The 18,450-nt window shown below is 70.0% G+C and carries 16 protein-coding genes; 9 read left to right on the top strand and 7 right to left on the bottom strand.

Annotated elements, in window-relative coordinates; all coding sequences use genetic code 11:
- Nucleotides 1–72 precede the first annotated feature (72 nt).
- Nucleotides 73–1,506, bottom strand: a complete 1,434-nt coding sequence (locus tag ACFYWI_RS09560; protein ID WP_389228332.1) for a PP2C family protein-serine/threonine phosphatase — start codon at nt 1,504–1,506, stop codon at nt 73–75.
- A 163-nt stretch (nt 1,507–1,669) separates the two neighbouring features.
- Here ACFYWI_RS09560 and ACFYWI_RS09555 point away from each other — a divergent pair, with 163 nt between their 5' ends.
- Nucleotides 1,670–2,254 (top strand): GNAT family N-acetyltransferase, encoded by a 585-nt coding sequence (locus ACFYWI_RS09555; protein ID WP_389227828.1) that lies wholly within the window; start codon nt 1,670–1,672, stop codon nt 2,252–2,254.
- Between the two features lie 48 nt (nt 2,255–2,302).
- Nucleotides 2,303–4,441: an NAD-dependent DNA ligase LigA gene (ligA, locus tag ACFYWI_RS09550; RefSeq protein ID WP_389227825.1), complete on the top strand. Its 2,139-nt coding sequence runs from the start codon at nt 2,303–2,305 to the stop codon at nt 4,439–4,441.
- A 36-nt stretch (nt 4,442–4,477) separates the two neighbouring features.
- Here ligA and ACFYWI_RS09545 read toward each other — a convergent pair whose 3' ends face one another.
- Together ACFYWI_RS09545 and ACFYWI_RS09540 are read right to left on the bottom strand one after the other, a co-directional pair.
- On the bottom strand, nt 4,478–5,062 hold the full coding sequence (locus ACFYWI_RS09545) for a GNAT family N-acetyltransferase (RefSeq protein ID WP_389227822.1): 585 nt from the start codon (nt 5,060–5,062) through the stop codon (nt 4,478–4,480).
- Nucleotides 5,052–7,106, bottom strand: coding sequence for a penicillin acylase family protein (locus tag ACFYWI_RS09540; protein WP_389227819.1), 2,055 nt, complete (start codon nt 7,104–7,106; stop codon nt 5,052–5,054). The genes ACFYWI_RS09545 and ACFYWI_RS09540 overlap by 11 nt, the downstream gene beginning before the upstream one ends.
- 99 nt (nt 7,107–7,205) lie before the next feature.
- Here ACFYWI_RS09540 and ACFYWI_RS09535 point away from each other — a divergent pair, with 99 nt between their 5' ends.
- The gene (locus tag ACFYWI_RS09535; RefSeq protein WP_389227816.1) at nt 7,206–7,931 is read left to right on the top strand and encodes a siderophore-interacting protein; all 726 of its coding nucleotides are present in this window, start codon (nt 7,206–7,208) and stop codon (nt 7,929–7,931) included.
- Between the two features lie 45 nt (nt 7,932–7,976).
- Here the strand turns inward: ACFYWI_RS09535 and ACFYWI_RS09530 are convergent, their stop codons facing one another.
- Nucleotides 7,977–9,875 carry a Xaa-Pro dipeptidyl-peptidase gene (locus ACFYWI_RS09530; protein ID WP_389227812.1) on the bottom strand — a complete coding sequence of 633 codons (1,899 nt, stop codon included), beginning with the start codon at nt 9,873–9,875 and terminating at the stop codon, nt 7,977–7,979.
- Nucleotides 9,876–10,133: 258 nt separating this feature from the next.
- Between ACFYWI_RS09530 and ACFYWI_RS09525 the strand changes: the two genes are divergently transcribed.
- The gene (locus ACFYWI_RS09525; protein WP_389227809.1) at nt 10,134–10,622 is read left to right on the top strand and encodes a GNAT family N-acetyltransferase; all 489 of its coding nucleotides are present in this window, start codon (nt 10,134–10,136) and stop codon (nt 10,620–10,622) included.
- A gap of 27 nt (nt 10,623–10,649) precedes the next feature.
- On the opposite strand, the gene ACFYWI_RS09520 is transcribed toward ACFYWI_RS09525, so the two are convergent.
- On the bottom strand, nt 10,650–11,375 hold the full coding sequence (locus ACFYWI_RS09520; protein ID WP_389227806.1) for a tyrosine-protein phosphatase: 726 nt from the start codon (nt 11,373–11,375) through the stop codon (nt 10,650–10,652).
- A gap of 236 nt (nt 11,376–11,611) precedes the next feature.
- Between ACFYWI_RS09520 and ACFYWI_RS09515 the strand changes: the two genes are divergently transcribed.
- On the top strand, nt 11,612–11,770 hold the full coding sequence (locus ACFYWI_RS09515) for a hypothetical protein (RefSeq protein ID WP_389227803.1): 159 nt from the start codon (nt 11,612–11,614) through the stop codon (nt 11,768–11,770).
- 235 nt (nt 11,771–12,005) lie between these two features.
- On the top strand, nt 12,006–12,488 hold the full coding sequence (locus tag ACFYWI_RS09510; RefSeq protein ID WP_389227800.1) for a nucleoside deaminase: 483 nt from the start codon (nt 12,006–12,008) through the stop codon (nt 12,486–12,488).
- Nucleotides 12,489–12,527: 39 nt separating this feature from the next.
- On the opposite strand, the gene ACFYWI_RS09505 is transcribed toward ACFYWI_RS09510, so the two are convergent.
- Together ACFYWI_RS09505 and ACFYWI_RS09500 are read right to left on the bottom strand one after the other, a co-directional pair.
- On the bottom strand, nt 12,528–15,227 hold the full coding sequence (locus tag ACFYWI_RS09505) for a SpoIIE family protein phosphatase (protein ID WP_389227797.1): 2,700 nt from the start codon (nt 15,225–15,227) through the stop codon (nt 12,528–12,530).
- A 166-nt stretch (nt 15,228–15,393) separates the two neighbouring features.
- Nucleotides 15,394–15,951: a TetR/AcrR family transcriptional regulator gene (locus ACFYWI_RS09500; RefSeq protein ID WP_389227794.1), complete on the bottom strand. Its 558-nt coding sequence runs from the start codon at nt 15,949–15,951 to the stop codon at nt 15,394–15,396.
- A 92-nt stretch (nt 15,952–16,043) separates the two neighbouring features.
- Between ACFYWI_RS09500 and ACFYWI_RS09495 the strand changes: the two genes are divergently transcribed.
- The 3 genes from ACFYWI_RS09495 (at nt 16,044) to ACFYWI_RS09485 (ending at nt 18,262) form a co-directional block, all read left to right on the top strand.
- The gene (locus ACFYWI_RS09495) at nt 16,044–16,502 is read left to right on the top strand and encodes a nuclear transport factor 2 family protein (protein ID WP_389227791.1); all 459 of its coding nucleotides are present in this window, start codon (nt 16,044–16,046) and stop codon (nt 16,500–16,502) included.
- Nucleotides 16,503–16,692: 190 nt separating this feature from the next.
- Nucleotides 16,693–16,974 (top strand): hypothetical protein, encoded by a 282-nt coding sequence (locus ACFYWI_RS09490; RefSeq protein ID WP_389227787.1) that lies wholly within the window; start codon nt 16,693–16,695, stop codon nt 16,972–16,974.
- A 151-nt stretch (nt 16,975–17,125) separates the two neighbouring features.
- On the top strand, nt 17,126–18,262 hold the full coding sequence (locus ACFYWI_RS09485) for a hypothetical protein (protein ID WP_389227784.1): 1,137 nt from the start codon (nt 17,126–17,128) through the stop codon (nt 18,260–18,262).
- Nucleotides 18,263–18,450 lie beyond the last annotated feature (188 nt).

Raw genomic sequence — 18,450 nt, 5'->3', positions numbered from 1 at the left:
GGCGAGCCGTTACTCGTACGCGCATGCACGCGGGCCATCGCCTTCCTGGACGACGACCCTGGGTCCGGAACGTTACGAGCTGATCCTTGCCACCATCACACAGGCGTCGTCCTCGCGGCCGTTCTCTCCGAACTCCTCGACGACCACGCGTACGCATTCCTGCGCATCACGGGCCTTGGCGAAGCGTGGTGCCAGTGCCGTCAGCCGGTCCGTGTCGTCGTCGGTGGTCGCGCCCCTGCGTGTCAGTCCGTCCGTGTGCAGGACCAGCAGATCGCCGGGCAGCATCTTCAGCTCGGCCTGCTCGTACGTCGCGCCGGTGGTTGCTCCCAGCAGCACACCGTCGGGCGTGGAGAGCGCACGCCCCGTCCCGTTGCGGAACAGCACCGGGGCGGGGTGTCCTGCCTGCGCCCAGGACAGGGAGCGGGCCACCGGGTCGTACCGGCAGCACACCGCGCTGCCGAGGGCGGGCTGCGACGAGGTCTCGAGCAGCTGGTTGAGATGCTCCATCAGCTGTCCTGGCCGGATGCCGGCCACGGCCATACCGCGCAGTGCCCCCAGCAGCGTCGCCATCGCCGAGGTTGCGGCCACTCCGTGGCCGGTCAGGTCGCCGACGCTCAACAGGGATTCCCCGGTCGGCAGTTGCAGAGCGTCGTGCCAGTTCCCGCCGATCAGTGCTCCGTTGGGCGAGGGAAGATAGTGCGCGGCGACATCCAGCGCGGTGGGGCCGTTCGACGGGAACCGCAGCGAGCAGCGCCAGGGAGGCAGTACGGCTTCCTGCATCTCCACGGCGAGCCGGCGCTCGGTCTCCTCCATGTGCTGCCGGCGCCGAACCGAGTCACGTGTCTCACGCACGGTCCGCTGACTGCGGCGGAGCTCGCTGACATCCCGGAGGACCGCCCACATCGATGCGGTGGACCCGTCCGCGTCCAGAACAGGCTCGCCCATCATGTGCACCGTGCGGACCCGTCCGTCGGCACGCACCATCCGGAACTCGCCGTCGATGGGGCGTCCGTCCACCAGACAGTCCGTCACCAGTGCGGTGAGCAGCGGCTGGTCCTCGGTGAACACCATGGACGGCAGCTCGTCAAGGGACATGGGACCGTTCTTCGTATCGCGCCCGAGGATCTGGTACAGCTCGTCCGACCAACTCACCTCGTCGGTGAGGAGGTTCCACTCGGCGCTGCCGACCCGGCTGAGGAGCGAGCCTGTGGCCGCGGTGACGGAGTCCGCCTCGTGCTCGGCGAGCTCCGGGTCGAGGACTTCGCCCTCCTGTGACAGCCCTTCCTTGAGCTGCCCCAAGTGCGTGCCGAGGTCGTCGAGATGATGGACCGCCAGATCACACAGTGCTCGCTGCCACCGGCCGTGCGGGTCGTCCTCCGCGATCACGGCATCCCGGCGGATGGTGTCGACGTCTCCGCGCAGCCGACGCGTCTGAGAGATCAGCTCATCGACCGTGCCGCGCTCGGGCGGCTGGGCGGGACGGTCCGCGAACACATGGGACGGCATGTCGTACTCCGATACAGGCGCTGCCACGGCCAAGTCCCGACAAGGGGGACCGGTTACGACTGTTGCACAGGGAGCGAGGGGCCGTAAGGCATTTGGCAACACTCGATCCGGTGGTGCCTTCGTCATATGCCATGGGCTTTGTGCGGATAGCCTGTCGATCCAGATGAGTTACGCACGGGTATACGGGGGAGTAGCGGTGATCACCCAACTGCGCGCGCCTGCCACATCCTCCGCCCCGGCTCTGCTGCTTCGCCCCTGGCTCGAGCGGGACCTGCCCGCGCTCGTCACCGTCTACCGCGATCGCGACCTGCGCCGCTACACCAGGATGCCGGTGGCCGGTGACGAAGACGGGCTGCGCTGGCTGGAGATACGGCAGCGGGGTTGGCGGACCGGCACGTATCTCGGCTTCGCCGTCTTCGAGGAGCGGGGTGACGGAGGCGAGGGCCCGCTCGTCGCCAACGTCGCGCTGAAGAGGCCCGAAGCGGGCTTGCCGGGCGCCGAGGTCGGCTACTGGACCGCGGCAACGGCCCGCGGCAGGGGTGTCGCCCCCCGCGCGCTCGAGGCGCTCATCGAATGGGCCTTCGACCACTGTACCGGCGATCTTGAATATCTCGAACTGCTGCACCAGGTGGACAACACCGCCTCGTGCCGCGTGGCCCAGAAATGCGGATTCGCCTACAGGACGACTCTCCCGCCCCGCCCGCCGTTCCCGAACGACGCCCATCTGCACATCCGCCGCGGTCCGTAAAACCGCAGGTCAGGGTCATTGTCAGTGGTCGACGGCAAAATTGGGGTCATGACGACTTCACCTGCCGTTTCCGCCGCCCCCGCCGCTTCGGTCGACGATGCCTCCGCGTACGCGGAGGCGGTCGAGACCGCGACGAAGGCAGCCGCCGCGTATTACGCGACGGGCGAGAGCACCCTCGACGACGACGCCTACGACCGCCTGGTGCGGGGTATCGAGGCATACGAGCAGGCACACCCCGACGCGGTCCTGGCCGACTCGCCGACCGGGAAGGTCGCAGGTGGTGCGGTTCTCGGCGATGTGCCGCACACCGTGCCGATGCTGTCTCTCGACAACGTCTTCTCCGCCGAGCAACTCGTCGGCTGGACGGCGTCGGTGGAGCGCCGCATCGGACGACCCGTCGAGGCATGGAGCGTGGAGCCGAAGCTGGACGGCCTCGCCATAGCGGCGCGGTACGAGGAGGGGCGGCTGACCCGCCTCATCACCCGCGGTGACGGCACCGCCGGCGAAGACGTCTCCCACGCGATGGGCACCGTCGTCGGTCTGCCGGACAAGCTCACCGAGCCGGTGACGCTCGAGGTGCGCGGCGAAGTGCTCATGACGAACGAGCAATTCGAGCTCGCCAACGCGGTCCGCACCGAGCACGGCGGCGCGCCGTTCGCCAACCCGCGCAACGGCGCGGCGGGCACCCTTCGCGCCAAGGACCGTGCGTACACGGTGGAGATGACCTTCTTCGGATACGGCGCGCTGGCGCTCTCCGCCTCCGGCGCGGACCTCGCCGAGCGGCTGGGCGAGTGGCCGCACCACCAGGTCATGCGGTATGTCGCGGACCTCGGCGTGCACACCGCGGACAGCACCGAGGTCGCGGCCCGCACCCTCTCCACGGTTGGCGAAGTGCAGGCGCGTATAGACGAGATCGCCGCCACCCGCGCGGATCTGCCGTTCGGCATCGACGGGATCGTGGTGAAGGCGGACCGTGCCGCGGACCAGGCAGCGGCCGGCACCGGCTCACGAGCCCCGCGCTGGGCGATCGCGTACAAACTCCCCGCCGTGGAGAAGGTCACCACGCTGCTCGGCGTGGAGTGGAACGTGGGGCGGACAGGGATCGTCGCTCCCCGCGCCGTGCTGGAGCCCGTGGAGATCGACGGATCGACCGTCACCTATGCGACCTTGCACAACCCCTCCGACATCACCCGCCGCGATCTGCGCATCGGGGACCGGGTGATGGTCTACAAGGCGGGCGACATCATCCCGCGCATCGAGGCTCCCGTCGCACATCTGCGCACCGGCGCGGAGAAGGCCATCGCCTTCCCCGAGAACTGCCCGCAGTGCGGCTCCGGCATCGACACCTCCGAGCAGCGCTGGCGATGTGTGCGCGGCCGCAACTGCCATCTGGTGGCATCCGTCTCGTACGCGGCAGGCCGCGACCAGCTCGACATCGAAGGGCTCGGCGTGACCCGTGTCGTCCAGCTCATCGACGCCGGACTGGTGAGCGACACAGCAGATCTCTTCACCCTCACCCGCGAGCAGCTGCTACGGCTGGAGCGGATGGGCGAGACGAGCACCGACAATCTCCTCGCCGCCATCGAGGTGGCGCGCACCCGACCGCTGTCGCGGGTGTTCTGCGCTCTGGGCGTGCGCGGCACGGGCCGTTCCATGTCCCGTCGCATTGCGCGCCACTTCGCGACGATGGAGCACATACTCGCCGCCGACGCCGAGGCGCTGCAGCAGGTCGACGGCATCGGCGTGGAGAAGGCCAGGACGGTCGTCGACGAACTTGCCGAGCTGGCTCCGCTCATCGACCGGCTCGCCGCCGCAGGGGTCAATATGACCGAGCCGGGCGCGACCCCGCCGGCCGCCGGACAGCCGGGCGGCGACGGGGAGGCGCAGGAGAGCGGCGGCGAGGAAGCGGAACAGGTGCGGGACAAGGGACCGCTCGACGGTATGACCGTCGTCGTCACCGGCGCCATGACCGGAGCGCTGGTGAAGCTGTCGCGCAACCAGGTGAACGAACTCGTCGAGCGGGCGGGCGGCAAGTCGTCCTCCAGTATCTCCAAGCGCACCTCGCTCCTGGTCGCCGGGGACAACGCCGGATCCAAGCGGGCCAAGGCCGAGGAAATGGGTACGAGGATCGCCACGCCGGACGAATTCGCCGCCATCGTTGCCGACTTCCTCGACACACAGGCATGACGGCGTGAGGGGCCGGTCACCCGGCCCCTCACGTGCTCAGTCGCGGCCGAAGAGAATCTTGCGGCTGAGGAAGGCCAGCCGGGCCCGCTTCTCGGGCTTGTCGATCTCCGGCCCGAGGGTGAACCCCGCCCGCACCATCCGTTCGATCGCTTTCTCGTTGCGTGCGTCCGGCTCGACCACGATCCGCAGATGGCCGGGGTCGGAGAACGAATAGCCCATCAGCGCGGTCATGACGGCGCCGGTGAAGCCAGGCTGTCTTCCCGCCGTGGCCGGAGCCATCAGCAGATGGACACCGAAGTCCCCGGGCTCGACGTCGTAACACTCGCCGACCGGGTCGGCGTCCGGTTCATAGGTCTGGAACAGGCAGGCCGGCTCGTCGTCCAGCAGAACGAGGAAAGCATGGTGAGTGGTGAGGGAGTCCAGGTACTCGTAGATCTCCAGCACCTGCTCGCGGCTGTGCTCGAGCATGCCCCAGAACCGCGCGCGCTCCTCGGTGACCCAGGCGTGGATCAGATCGACATCGCCGACCGGATCCAGCGGGACGATGCGGACCGTCCCGAAGTGGCCGACGGTCTGCTCGTAGACGGCCGCGCGGCGGCCCGTGGCGGATTCAGCAGTCATCTCTCTCCTCGGTAAGGGCGTCCCAGTCGGTGATGACCGGAACGAGTGCGCCGCCCAGCCACAGCGGCAGTTGGTCGCGTCGGTGGGGGTCGCCGGGCACACCGGAGGCGCCGAAGGGGACAACCCACAAGCTGTCCTCGCGCCGCGCCAGGTCCCACACGTAACGGGCCGCCGGGCCCCGCGCACTGCGGTCGGTCAGACCCGCCACGCTCGACGTCGACAGCACACAGTCGTGATCACCGGACAGTCCCGGCCACTCCTGGGTCCGCTCGTCCGGCAGGGCCTGCCATGGCGCGAGCCTGTGTGTGTCACCCCAGGTGCCGGTCACCTCACCGGCGGCCGCCACCGTCTCCACGGCCTCACGCACCGTTTGCGCGGTGTCGAGGCCGGGCAGGGCCCCGGGCGAGACCAGCGTCTCCAGCGCGAACGCGACCCGCGGCAGCAGAGCCAGCCATGGCAGGAACGCGTCGGGATACGAGGGGAGTTGCGTCAGACCGGCCAGCGCCGGATGTGCCGCGATCCTGCGCACCACCTCCGAACGCAGCGCGGCGTACGCCGCCGCGTCGGAGCTGTCCGCGTCCATCCGCCGGTCCCAGCGCACCAGCCGGTCCCGCAGGCGTGCCGCATCAGGCCCCAGCCCCTCCAAGGCGGCGAGCTGCGCCAACAGGGGCCGTGCGGACGCCAGATACGTGTCCATGTGAACGGCCGCCATGTCCTTGGCGGTCCAGCCTGCCCGCTCGTCCAGCAACTCCTGTATGCGATCAGCACGATGGGGAGGAGCGAACTCGACTCCCAGCGGGCCGGCCAGCTCCCTCTGGTTCGCCATCACGGCCACGCCGTCCACCGTCGCGAGGGGGAGCGGCTCGTACGACCCGTGCCAGGTGTGCCGCGCCTCCCAGGCGGGCACCACCCGCAGCCGGTTGTCGGGGTGGCGCTGCGGCACCCGCCCGGCCACCCGATGCAGCAGGCCACCCGAAGTGTCCGCGGCCTGCACGACGTTGACGGGCTCGACCCACTGATCCACGGCCCGGTCGACATCGGCGACACTGCGGGCACGCAGCAGGGGGAGCAGCGCACCGAAACCGATGTCCTCGCCCACCCGCACCGGACAGCGCAGACTGAGCGCCTCCCCGTCGTCGACGCCGCCGGCGACGACCGGGCCGCGCTCGGTCTCGATCACCTCGACCTCGACCGGATCGGCGCCGGCGACTTCGATGGTCTCGGTGTGGACCTCGGCCGGGCGCCAGCCTCCGGGGCCCAGGGCCTCGACGAGCGAGTCGCGCCGGCGCAGCCGTTCGCGGTACAGGTCCTGATAGTCGGCCATGGCGTTGGTGATGGCCCAGGCCACTGTGCCCGTGTGGCCGAAATGGGCTACTCCGGGCACGCCCGGCACGGCGAGTCCGACCACGTCGAACTCCGGGCAGGCCAGATGGATCTGCTGATAGATGCCGGGATCCTCCAGGAAGCGGTGCGGGTCGCCCGCGATGAGTGCGGAACCGGACTCGGTCCGCTCGCCGCTGATGAGCCAGCCGTTGCTGCCCGAGGTGCCGGGGCCGTCCGTGGCGAACAGCCCGATCGCCTCGTCGCCGAGGACCCGGGCGACCTCATGACGCCAGATCTTGGTGGGGAAGCCCGCGAACAGGATGTGGGTGGCCAGCCAGATCCCCAGCGGGGTCCACGGCTCCCAGTGCCCAGGAGCGAGCTTCACGGATGCGAACTGGGCCGCCTGGCGGGCCCCTTCCGCGAGCCCGGCGTTGACCCCGTCGGCATACCGGCCGATCCAGGCCGCACTCTCCTCGTCGAGCGCGGCGAAGCAGCGCCGGGCAGTGTCGTCCATGCGCGACATCCGGGCGAAGCGGTCCCAGGCGATGGCTTCCTCGCCGAGGAAGGATGCGGAGGTGCCCTGCGACCGGTGCCGTTCGACCTCGATCTGCCAGGCCCGGTCGACGGCGGCATTGCGTCCCTGGGCAAAGGCGAGGTCGGCTGCGTTCCGGGCCCGCAGATGCGGGATCCCCCAGGCGTCCCGGTAGGTCGTCGTTCTCACATTTGTCCCATGACTCGACAGACTGATTTAGGTTAGGCTGGCCTAACTTAGATCACGCGTGTTCGGGGCACAATCCCGGGCTCAGAGGAGGGGACCGCAGTGGGACATGGCTGGGAAGGCGTCGTCCTTAAACTGATGCGCGGCAAGGACTTCGAGTTCACCGTGACGGGCGCGGAGGACGTCACCGATCACTTCCGGCGGGTGCACTTCACCGACGGCGGCATGCTCGCCCGGACCGGCGTACACCCCACCATGTGGGTGCGTATCTGGTTCAGCAACGGCGGCAGACCGCATCAGCGCGCGTACACCCTGGTCGACGCGGATCCCGCCGCCGGGACGTTCAGCCTCGAGTTCGCCCTCCACGACGGCTGCGCCAGCGACTGGGCCCGCAAGGCCCAGCCCGGCGACAGTATCGAGGCAACTCTTCAGGGCACCGGCTTCGCCGCCCCCGCTCCCGAGCCGTCACGGCTCTTCGTCATCGGAGACCCCGCCTCGCTGCCCGCGATCAACACCCTGCTCGAGGCCCTGCCCGGGGTGCCGGCCACGATCTGGTTCGAGACGGCACACGCCTCGGACGCCGAACTCCCGCTGCGCCTGGACACCGCGCTCCACGACGTGCGCCGCATTCCGCGCCGCGACGGCGGCGCCCACCTGGTCGACGAGGTGAAGGCAGCACTGCCGGGCCTGCTCGACGACCCGGCCGGCGCGTATGTCTGGATCGCCTGCGACACGGCGACGACCAGGACTCTTGCCTCGTATGTGCGGGGCGAACTCGCCCTGCCCAAGAGCCGCGTCCACGCCCTCGGGTACTGGCGCGCGGCCTGACGGACGGACCGCGCGGGGCCGGGCCGCGCCGCCCGGCCCCCATGCCTAACGCCCGACCGGGAGCGTCACGGTGCTCACCCCGGTCCGCACCGTCATCCGCGTACCCGCCGGATACCGCAGCGTGTGTTCGTGGTCCGTCGAGATCAGCACCACACCCAGCCGGTGCCCCTTCTTGAAGACGTAGTCCTGCGGCTGCATGCCCCACTCCAGCCGGTACTCCCGGCCCTCCACCACCTTGTCCTGCCAAGCGGGGGAGCGACGGTTGCGGACGTCCAGCCAGCCCCGCGACACGATCTTGAAGTCGGCCGTCTCGGTACGGTGCCTGGTCCGGTAGAGGCAGCCCGTGTCGCCAGGGATCCCCTCGCCGTAACAGACGAGCTGCGAGGTGTCGGCGACGGTGCCCGCGGTCGCGCGGGTGTCGGTGCCGTAGTCCACCAGCAGCGCCGTCACATACGGTGAGGTCCCGTCCAGCGAGGCCCGCACCGACAGGGTCGGTACACCGTTGACCCGTACGTCCTTCGTCAGCGGACCGGTCGTATAGGCAAGGCGGTTCGGGTTCTCGGCATCGGGGGCTGCGACCAGCTCCTGCGCGCTGATGGTGCGGCCCGCGTCCGTCAGCGACTGCTTCACCGGCGCTTCCGGCAGCGGTGCGAGGCCCTCCTCGTTCAGACGCAGTGTCATCCCGCGTGTGCCACGGGCCGGCCAGTCGGACTGCTCGCGCCAGCTGAAGTCCGACTGCTCGACATGGACGGGCGCCGCGTCCACTGCGCCGTTGTCCAGGTCGTACAGCCAGTAGTCGAACCACTGGTGCAGCTGAGTGAGCCACTCCTCCATCCGCAGCGGCATCGGATTGCTGTGGCCCGCCTGGTGCAGCCACAGCTTGCGCGGTACGTCGTACTCCTTGAGCACGTCCCACAACTGGCCGAAGTGCTGGGTCTTCACGTTCCAGTCGTTGCCTCCGTGGACGAGGAAGACCCCGGCCCTGATCCTGCGTGCATCGGCCAGATAGTCGCGCTCCGCCCAGAACGGGCTCCAGTCACCGCTCACCCGGTCCTGCTCGGCCGTCAGCCGGTCCAGGACCGGCCGGCAGATCTCCCGGTCGCTGCGGCTGTAGACACCCTTGGCGAGGATGTCGGTGTCCTCGCCCTGGTAGCCGCCCGGTGCCACGACCCCGCCGTTGGCCCGGTAGTAGTCGTACCAGGAGGAGATTCCGGAGATCGGCACGATCGCCTTGAGGCCCTCGACGCCGGTCGCGGCGACCGCGGTCGGCAGCGTCCCGTTGTACGAGATCCCCATCATTGCCGAACTCCCCGTGGACCACGAGGCGCTCACCGGCCTGCCGTCCATGTCCCAGCCGCGCGCCCGTCCGCCCAGCCAGTCCACGGCCGCCTTGGCTCCGAGCGTCTCGTTGTGGCCGCCGGAGGTCGGGCAGCCCGTCGACCCTCCCGTGCCGAGACTGTCCACCTGCGCGACCGCATAGCCGCGCGGCAGGAAGTAGTTGTCCGTGTATCCGGGGAAGGGCACGGACGGTCCGATCGCACCCGGCAGCCGCTTCTCGACCGACAGCCTGCTGCCGGAGGGCAGTCCGTCCTCGTCCAGATCGACCTGGTGGAACGGCACATCGTTTCCGCCGCCCCAATAGGGGCTCGCCTCGATGATGGTGGCGACTTCGAGCCCGGCGTCGGTCTCCTTCGGGCGCAGGATCCGCATCCGCACGGTGTCGAGCCGCCCGTCACCGTCGCTGTCCGTCTGCGTTTCGACGTCCACCTGCTGAGAAATGGCATCCGCACGGGAGAACGCGGGCTGGGTCCGGTTGCCGACGATCTTCAGCGCCGGGTCGTCGGCACGCGCCGCGGGCGCCGGCAGCGCGGCCAGCAGCGCCGTGACGGCAAGGGCGGCGACGAAGGGCCGACGTGCCGTACGTAAAGCGGTGGGTCTTGCCATCGTGCCTCCAGGACCGGGGAAAGTGACGATCACGCGGCAAGCGCGCGCACATTCCATCGCGGACCGGCCGCCCGCGCCAGACCGCAACACCGGCCACGTACAGCACACCTGACGCCTCGTGGTCCACCCGGGCGTGTCTGATGGGGGCACGCGGTCGTTTCCGCGCGGGCGGGGCGGCGAATTGCTTGCACAACGGCAATGTATGTATTTGTGCATATGAATGGGGAAGGGGACCGCGGCCGGCGGCATACTCGTTCCATGACCTCGTTCAGGACAGGGCCGGACGGCGGTGCGGGCCGCCGGATCCCGCAGATCAGACGCGCCACTGCCCGGGACGCAAGGCGACTCACCCGCCTGGTGCGGGGTTCGCGCGCCTACGAGGGGCATTACGCGGCGGCGGTCGCGGGATACCGGGTGGGCCCGGACTACATAGAGACCCACGACGTGTTCCTCGCCACCGGACGGGACGACCGGCTGCTCGGGTTCTACGCCCTGGTGCTGACCCCGCCGGAACTGGACCTGATGTTCGTCGCCGACGACGTACAGGGCCTCGGTATCGGCCGCCTCCTGGTCGAACACATGACCGATCGCGCTCGTGTCGCCGGTCTCGACGCCGTCCGGATCGTCGCCCATCCGCCGGCCGAGGGCTTCTACAGCAGCGTCGGCGCGCGGCGGACGGGCACAGTGACCGCCCGCCCGCCCGCGATGCTCTGGGACCGCCCCGAGCTGGTGATCCCGATCAACTGAGCCCGGCAGCGGCTTGCTCGTGCGGGCTCAGTCCAGAAGCTGTGCCCGCAGCCGCTCGACCAGCTCCTGGTCGACGCCGAGATGCCCGGTGGCGTACGAGGCCAACGAGCCGTACGTGGTCGTCAGATCGGCCAGGAACAGCCGGATGACCTCCTGCGGAGCCCGCCCGTAGCCGGGCCACCCCGGCGTCCCGCCCGGGTTCGCCTCCTGCCAGTCGGCGATCAGCCGCTGCGTGGCCAGCTCCGTCAGCGCGAAGTCGGCGGCGATGTCGTCGTCGGACACACCTGCCAGACCGAGCACCAGGGCGGCCAGCAGTCCGGTCCGGTCCTTGCCCGAGGCGCAGTGGAACACCACCGGTCCGCTCTCGGCGGCAATCAGCTCAAGGGCCTGGCGCAGCTCCTTGGCGCCGTCGAGGGCAACCTCGGCGTACCGGTCGGCGAGATAGCGCCAAGGATCGAGATCGGCCGGGATCGCCGCCTGGTCGTAAGGCCGGTGCTCCACACTCAGGTTGACGTAGGCGAACCCATCACTGTCGGGCACACGGCCCTTCGCGGCTATCTCCCACGGGTACCGCAGATCGATCACGGTACGGATGCCGAGCGTGAGGAAGCGGTCCCAGTCGTCGCCCTTGAGCTTGGCCAGGGAATCGGACCTGAACAGCGTCCCCCACCGCACGGTGCGGCCGTCCGCGGCGCGATAGCCGCCCAAGTCCCGGAAGTTGTGCAGGCGTTCGAAGTCGATGTGTCTGGTCACGCAGGCAGCCTATGATCAGGTACCCCCGTGATCGAAGCCGTCGTGCATTTTCGGGTACGGCCGTCCGATGCGGCGTGTGCGGCAGCACCGTGCTCGTGCCGGGAGCACACCGGCGATGCCGAGGGTGGTTCCGCTCCGCAAGGTCGGGGCCCCGGCCCGGGCGTACTGTGGCAATTGCGGGCCGGTCCCGCCGACACGCCGCGCCAGCCTTTGGAAGGAGGGGAGCGCTTCAATGCATGACCACCTCGCTCGGCACGGGAGGAGCGGGCCTCGGCACGCTCTGGGGCGAGGAGACCGCCACCAGGATGCTCAACGAGGCAGGCTTCCGGCAGGTCGATATCCGCTCCATCGAGGGCGACCCGCTGAACGTCTACTACGTCGCGACCAAGGGCTGACTCCCGCCGCGCCGGGCGCCGGCGCACATAAGTCGTCCGATCACTTGAACGACCGCTGGGCGGACGGTAGTTTCGCGTGGGCGGACGGCGTCCCACGCCGAGATCCGCGGCCACCTCTCGAGCACCGGGCCTCAACCGGCATGGCTGTCCCGGCTCACTGCCCGGGAGCGAGCGCTGACATCGGTCACCCTCAGGGCCTATGACATGGGCCCGGAATCGCACACCTGGGAGATTGATGATCAACGGCATCGAGCTGCGCCACCTGACGCGCTGTGTGGAACTGGCGGCGGAAGCCGTGGACGCCGGCGACGAGCCGTTCGGGTCCGTACTGGTCTCCGGCGACGGAACCGTACTGGCCGAGGACCGCAACCGCGAGAGGTCCCTCGCCGACCCGACCCGTCACCCCGAGTTCGCTCTGGCGCGCTGGGCGGCGGAACACATGACAGCGCAGGAGCGCAGCACGGCGACGGTCTTCACGTCCGGTGAGCACTGTCCGATGTGCGCCGCCGCCCACGGCTGGGTCGGCCTCGGCCGCATCGTCTACGCGGTCTCGTCGCACCAGCTCGTGGACTGGCTCACGGAACTGGGTGTCTCCGCCTCACCCGTGGCCACCCTGTCGATCCGCGAGATCGTCCCCGGCCTTGAGGTGGCAGGACCGGTCCCGGAGCTCGCCGAGCGGGTGCGCGAACTCCACCGCCGCTTCCGCACCCGGAGCTGAACCTTCCGCACCCGGAGCTGAACCCGGCCTCGACGAGCGTCACTCGCCCCGGCCGGCCGGCCGGGGCTCCGCGGGCAGCGGCTGCTCCGTCCAGATGACCTTCCCGTTCGCGGTGTACCGCGTCCCCCAGCGATCCGCGAACTGCGCGACGAGGAACAGCCCCCGTCCTCCCTCGTCCGTGGTCGCCGCCTGCCGCAGATGGGGCGAGGTGCTGCTGTGGTCCGAGACCTCGCAGATCAGGCTGCGACCGCGGATCAGCCGTACGCCGATCGGCCCGCTGGAGTAGCGGATGGCGTTGGTGACCAGCTCGCTGAGAATCAGCTCGGTGGTGAAAGCATCCTCGCCCACTCCCCAGTCCTCCAGCTGACGGGTCACTGCCGCGCGCACCCGTGCCACGGCCGCCGGATCCGGCGGCACGCTCCATTCGGCGATCCGGGCTGAGTCCATGATGCGCGTACGGCCCACCAGCAGGGCGATGTCGTCGCGCGGATGCGCGGGCAGCAGCGCGCGCAGCACCGCCTCGCACGTCTGCTCCGGCGTGCCGGTGGAGTTCTGGGCGAGCGTGAGGCGCAAGAGCTCGAGACCCTCGTCGATCTCACGGCCCCGGTCCTCGACCAGCCCGTCCGTGTAGAGCACAAGTCGGCTGCCCTCGGGCAGCTCCAACTCCAGTGTCTCGAAAGGCATTCCGCCGAGCCCCAGCGGCGGGCTGCCGGGCACGTCGGCGAACTCGGCCCTGCCGTCGGGGTGGACGATCACCGGCTGATGATGGCCGGCCCGCGCCATGCTGCAGTGACCGGTCACCGGGTCGTAGATGACGTAGATGCACGTGGCCCCGGTGACCCCGGCCCCGGCGCGCTCCGCGTCCTCGTCCTGGTCGATCCGGGCCACGAGTTCGTCGAGGTGTCCGAGCAGTTCGTCCGGAGGCAGGTCCAGGCTCGAGAAGTTGTGCACCGCCGTGCGCAGCCGGCCCATGGTGGCCGCGGCGTGCAGCCCGTGTCCCACGACATCGCCGACGACGAGGGCCACCCGGGCGCCGGGCAGTGGGATGATGTCGAACCAGTCCCCGCCGACACCTCCGAGACCGCCGAGACCGGCCTGTGCGGGCCGGTAGCGATAGGCGACGTCCACGGCGTCCTGCTGCGGAAGTCCACGCGGCAGCAGGCTGCGCTGCAGTGTCACCGCCATCGTGTGCTCGCGTGAGTAGCGGCGGGCGTTGTCGATACTGACCGCTGCCCGGGCCACGAGCTCCTCGGCGAGCGAGAGGTCCTCCGCCTCGAACGACTGGGGCTTCCGGGCGCGCCAGAACATCGCGACGCCCAGTATGACGCCGCGCGCACGGAGCGGAACCGCGATCATGGAGTGGATGCCGTACTCGACGAGCTTGCGCGCCCGTACCGGATCCTGTTCCTGCCAGCCGGAGAGCACCGTCAGATCAGCCTCGAGAACCGCCTCGCCCCTGCGCAGCCCGGTACCCATGCGGGTCGTCGGGACGAAACGGATCAGCTCGCCGAGCGGATAGAGCGCGGTGTCCCCGGCGCCGCTGAATGCCGTGCGCCGCAGGTCGTTGCCGGCTCCCGCGGCGGTGGGCTCCTCGCCGTTGAGCACCGTCTCCGCCAGGTCCACGGTGGCGAAGTCGGCGAACCGCGCGGCCGCGAACTCGGCCAGCTCCTCGCAGGTGCGCACCACGTCGAGCGTGGTGCCGATCTCCGTACCGGCGTCGTACAGCAGTTTCAGCCGTCCGCGCGCCACGTCGGCACTTCCTGTGAGCGCACGCAACTCGGTGGTGTCGCGCAGCGTCGCGACGCTGCCCGGTGGCCCGCCGTCCTTGTCCGTCGAGCGCTGGTTGACGGCGAGCAGCCGATCACCGACCGGGTACACCTCGTCGTTGGCGATCCGCCCCGAGGACAGCAGCCGCGTCGTGAGCGGGTCGAGCCCCAACTCGGTGACCTGGTGACCCTCCACGTCCGTGGGCAGATCGAGCAGCCTGTGCGCCTCGTCGTTGGCGAGCAGCACTCCGCCGTCCCCGCCGACGATGAGGACCCCCTCCCGTACGGCGTGCAGCACCGCGTCGTGGTGCTCGTACATCCGGGTCATCTCGACCGGGCCGAGACCGTGTGTCTGGCGGCGCAGACGACGGGTCATCAGCGCCGTGCCGCCGGTGGCGAGCAGCAGTACGCCGGCGGCGGCGCCGAACAGCAGCGGGAACTGGTCCTCGACCACACCACTGACGTGCTCGATGGTGATGCCCGCCGAGACCAGTCCGACGACCGTCCCGTTCCGCCCCGGCACGGGTACGACGGCCTGTACGAGGGGCCCTATGGTCCCCGTGATCTTCTCGGTGACGACCTCGCCGGACAGCGCGGGTTGAAGGTTGCCGACGAACTGCTTCCCGATCCGATCGGGCAGGGGGTGGGTGTAGCGGATGCCGTCCGTACTCAGCACGACGATGAAGTCGACCCCGGAGTGCTTACGGGCCTCCTCCGCCTTCGGCTGCAGCACGGCGGTCGGGTCGGGACTCTTCAGGGCCTCCGCGATACCCGGTGAGTTGGCGAACGTCTCGGCCACGGCGACCGACCGGTTGCGGGCCTCGCGTTCGCTGTCCGCGCGGGATTGGAGGAAGAGCGCTGCCATGGACGCGGCGACGAGCAACACCACGATCGCCACCTGCAGGAGAAAGACCTGACCTGCGACAGTTCGCATCCCCAGAACCGAGCGCGGGCGGCCGTAGCGTCCGGCCATATGCTCTTTGTACACCTCCCGCATACGCTGGGCGAACCGCGCATGGCGGAGCGCAGAACCCCTGCGCGCGCATCACGCGTCACGGGTGCGCTCAAGGATGCCAAGGCCGCCGCTGATCCCCAAGGTCTTTGCGGCACCGGGTTTCCCGGACTGCCGCCCGAGGGCCTTACGGACCCGCAGCGTCGAGCAGCCGGGCCGCGGCTTCCTTCGCCTGCAGCGCGGTGCCCGGCGTGCCGAAGATCGCGGCTGTGGTGATCGCTCCCTCGGCGAGCAGATGGAGTTGGCCGGCGACGTCCGCGGGCAGACCGGCATCCGTGACCAGAAGCGTCAGATAGTCCTGGAACGCCTGCTTGTGCGAGCGGGCAAGGTCCGCCACCGCGGGCGAGGTGGCGCCCAGCTCCCCGTAGCTGTTGATCCACGCGCAGCCGTGGAAGCCGGGTTCGGCGAACCACTCGTGCAGCCGGTCGTAGACGGCGAGGATGCGGTCGCGCGGTTCCCTGTGGCGGTCGACGCGGTCGGCGAGCTGCTGCCGCCACCGGACGTCGCGGCGCCGCAGATATGCCTCCACAAGCGCTTCCTTGGCAGGGAAGAGCTGGTAGAGGCGCTTGAGGGATACGCCGGACGCGGCCCGGACGGCGTCCATGCCGACGGTCTGGATGCCCCGGGCGTAGTACAGCTCCTCCGCTGCGTCCAGCACCTGTTCCCTGGCGGCCGCGCTGTCCATCCCCGGACCTCTCCTTGACCTGAGAACCATCGTTCTCTACGGTATCAACATCGAGGAGAACGATCGTTCTTCGCTGGGAGAAGGAGTCCGCGATGACCGTTCGACCGCCCCTGCCCCCGTTCACCGCCGAGACCGCAGCCCAGAAGGTGCAGGCCGCCGAGGACGCCTGGAACACCCGAGACCCGCAGAAGGTGTCGCTCGCCTACACGTTGGACTCGGTCTGGCGTAACCGCGACACGTTCGTCACCGGCCGCGACGCGATCGTGGAGCTGTTGACCAAGAAATGGGAACGCGAGCACGAGTACGCCCTGCGCAAGGACCTGTGGGCGTACGACGGCAACCGCATCGCCGTCCGCTTCCAGTACGAGTGCCGCGACGCCGACGGCCAGTGGTGGCGCTCGTACGGCAACGAGCTCTGGGAGTTCGACGAGTCCGGGCTGATGGCGCGCCGCGAGGCGAGCATCAACGACGTACCCATCACGGAGTCGGAACGCCGCATCTTCGGTCCGCGACCCGAGGCCGAGCGCCGGATCCCCCTCCCCGTCCGCTGACACCATTGCGCCACAACGCCCTTTCGAGGAGGCCGAATCGGGGCGCAGGGCGCGCCCCGAACCCGTTCTTCAGGGCCGGCGGCTTCAGTCGGCCTGCGGATCGCTGAGGCCCGACGTCATGGCGGAGCTGCCCGGACGGTCGGCCCGCGTCACCACTGCATGACCACCTGTATCGGCTTACCGTCGAGGTATGAGCGAGATCTTCTTGATGTACGAGCTCGATCAGCGGCCCGCGGCGCGATCCCTCACCGGGGAGTCACGGGTCGAGGAGCGGCCCGTCCTGCGCGTGCACGCGGCGAGCGCCGCCCCCGGCTCCTCCTCCAAACCAGGGCCGCGCACCCTCTGCGGTCAGGACACGTTCGCCATGGAAACGGCCTCCTGGAAGGCCTCGGAGCATTGCGGTTCGTCGTGGTACCCACCGGAGCACGCCCGGCTCGTCTGTGCCCAGTGCGATGCCGTGATGGAGGTCTGACAGGCCTTCATCCGATAGGCCTTCCTTCAGCTGTGCCTGCCCAACTCGGCCCGGCAGGAAGCCTCGTACGTGCTGTCCCCCTGCCCGTCGGTGGCGACACCGGCATTCGGTGACTTGGCCAGAGGGTTCCGCCAACGGCTACGGTGCGTATGTGGTGATCACAGGGGAGAAACCGGCACCGGGGACCGCGCTGCTGCTCGCAGCCGCTCCCGCCGGCAAAGGCTGTCTCATCGACGCGGCGTCCGTGCTGCCTGCGCTTGCGGCGGTACATCCGAGTGCCCTGACCGGCACGGATGCGGCGACAGTGATCGAACTCGCCGACCCGCTCGACCCTCAGACAGTCCTCACCCGTATCCGTGCGGCGGCCACCGCTCCCGGCCCGCTGTACCTCTACCTGGCGGGCCAGTTGCACCTGGACCGCAAGCAGCGGCTGCTGCATCTCGCCCTCGCGCGCACCACCCCGGCGACCATGCGCTACACGGCGCTGCCCTGGCACTGGCTGGCCGCTGAACTGGGCATTCGCCGGCCGGGATCCACCACCGTGGTCGTCGACCTGGTCGCCGACACCGAAGCCTGGCGGCAGCTCACCGGAGAGCGCCGCGACGGCCTCGCTCTCGGCACCGGGACGCAGCTGTACGGACGCATCACCCCCGCGCCGGGCCGTCGCGCGCTCGCCGTACCCGCTTACCTGAAGGCCATGGCCACGATCTGGCGCAGTGGAGGGCGACCGCCGCTCGCCCAGCTGCATGAACAGGCAGCCGCCCAGACCGGCACCGACGGCGCGCGCTTCCTCGCCGTCGGCACGGAAGCCCGCGCCACCGCACCGCACACCCCTCCGCCCCAGGCCGATCCGCATCCGGCGATCTTCGCTGCCGCTCAGGCAGGCCACCACACCGAGGCCGCCGGGGCCGCCGCGGCGTGGGAGAGCGAGGCTCTGCGTACCCACGGCCCCGGCTCGCAGCAGGCGCTGCACTGGCTGGAGGTACGGGCGGATCTCGCACGCCTGGCGCAGGACCCGGTCCGTAGCTGCGAGTTGTGGATGGCGGCTGCCGAAGCCCGGTTGAACCGGCAGCAGACGGCCGACGACCCGGACGTCGAAGGGGCCGTGGACCGCGCACACCACCAGTGGGAACAGATCCGCGACGTGGCGCGGGCCCGCGGACTCGCGCCCGGCCTTGTCGCTCTGCGGCGCCGGGTGCCGGGCCGGCAGCGCGGTGCGCTGCGGCTGCTCCAGCGTCGCCTGGAGCAGCTGCACACCCATCCGTCCGGTGCCGTCCCTCCGCAGTAGGGGCGTGCCGCGCCAGTCGGCGAAGAGGCGTTGCGGTGGGGGTCGGTGCCCTGCTGCGCTCGCACCGGCGACGCACCGCACAGGTGCCCGGCGCGATACGGGTGGTGGGGCACTGGACTGACCGTCGGCCGCGGCCCGCGTCCGCGAGTCATGCCCCTCCGGGGGTCGTCCTGTTGAAGTGGCCGGCA

The organism is Streptomyces sp. NPDC002889 (assembly GCF_042888425.1).
GTDB lineage: Bacteria > Actinomycetota > Actinomycetes > Streptomycetales > Streptomycetaceae > Streptomyces.
Note: the sequence above shows the minus strand (reverse complement) of the source record. Positions and strands in the feature narration are given on the sequence as shown.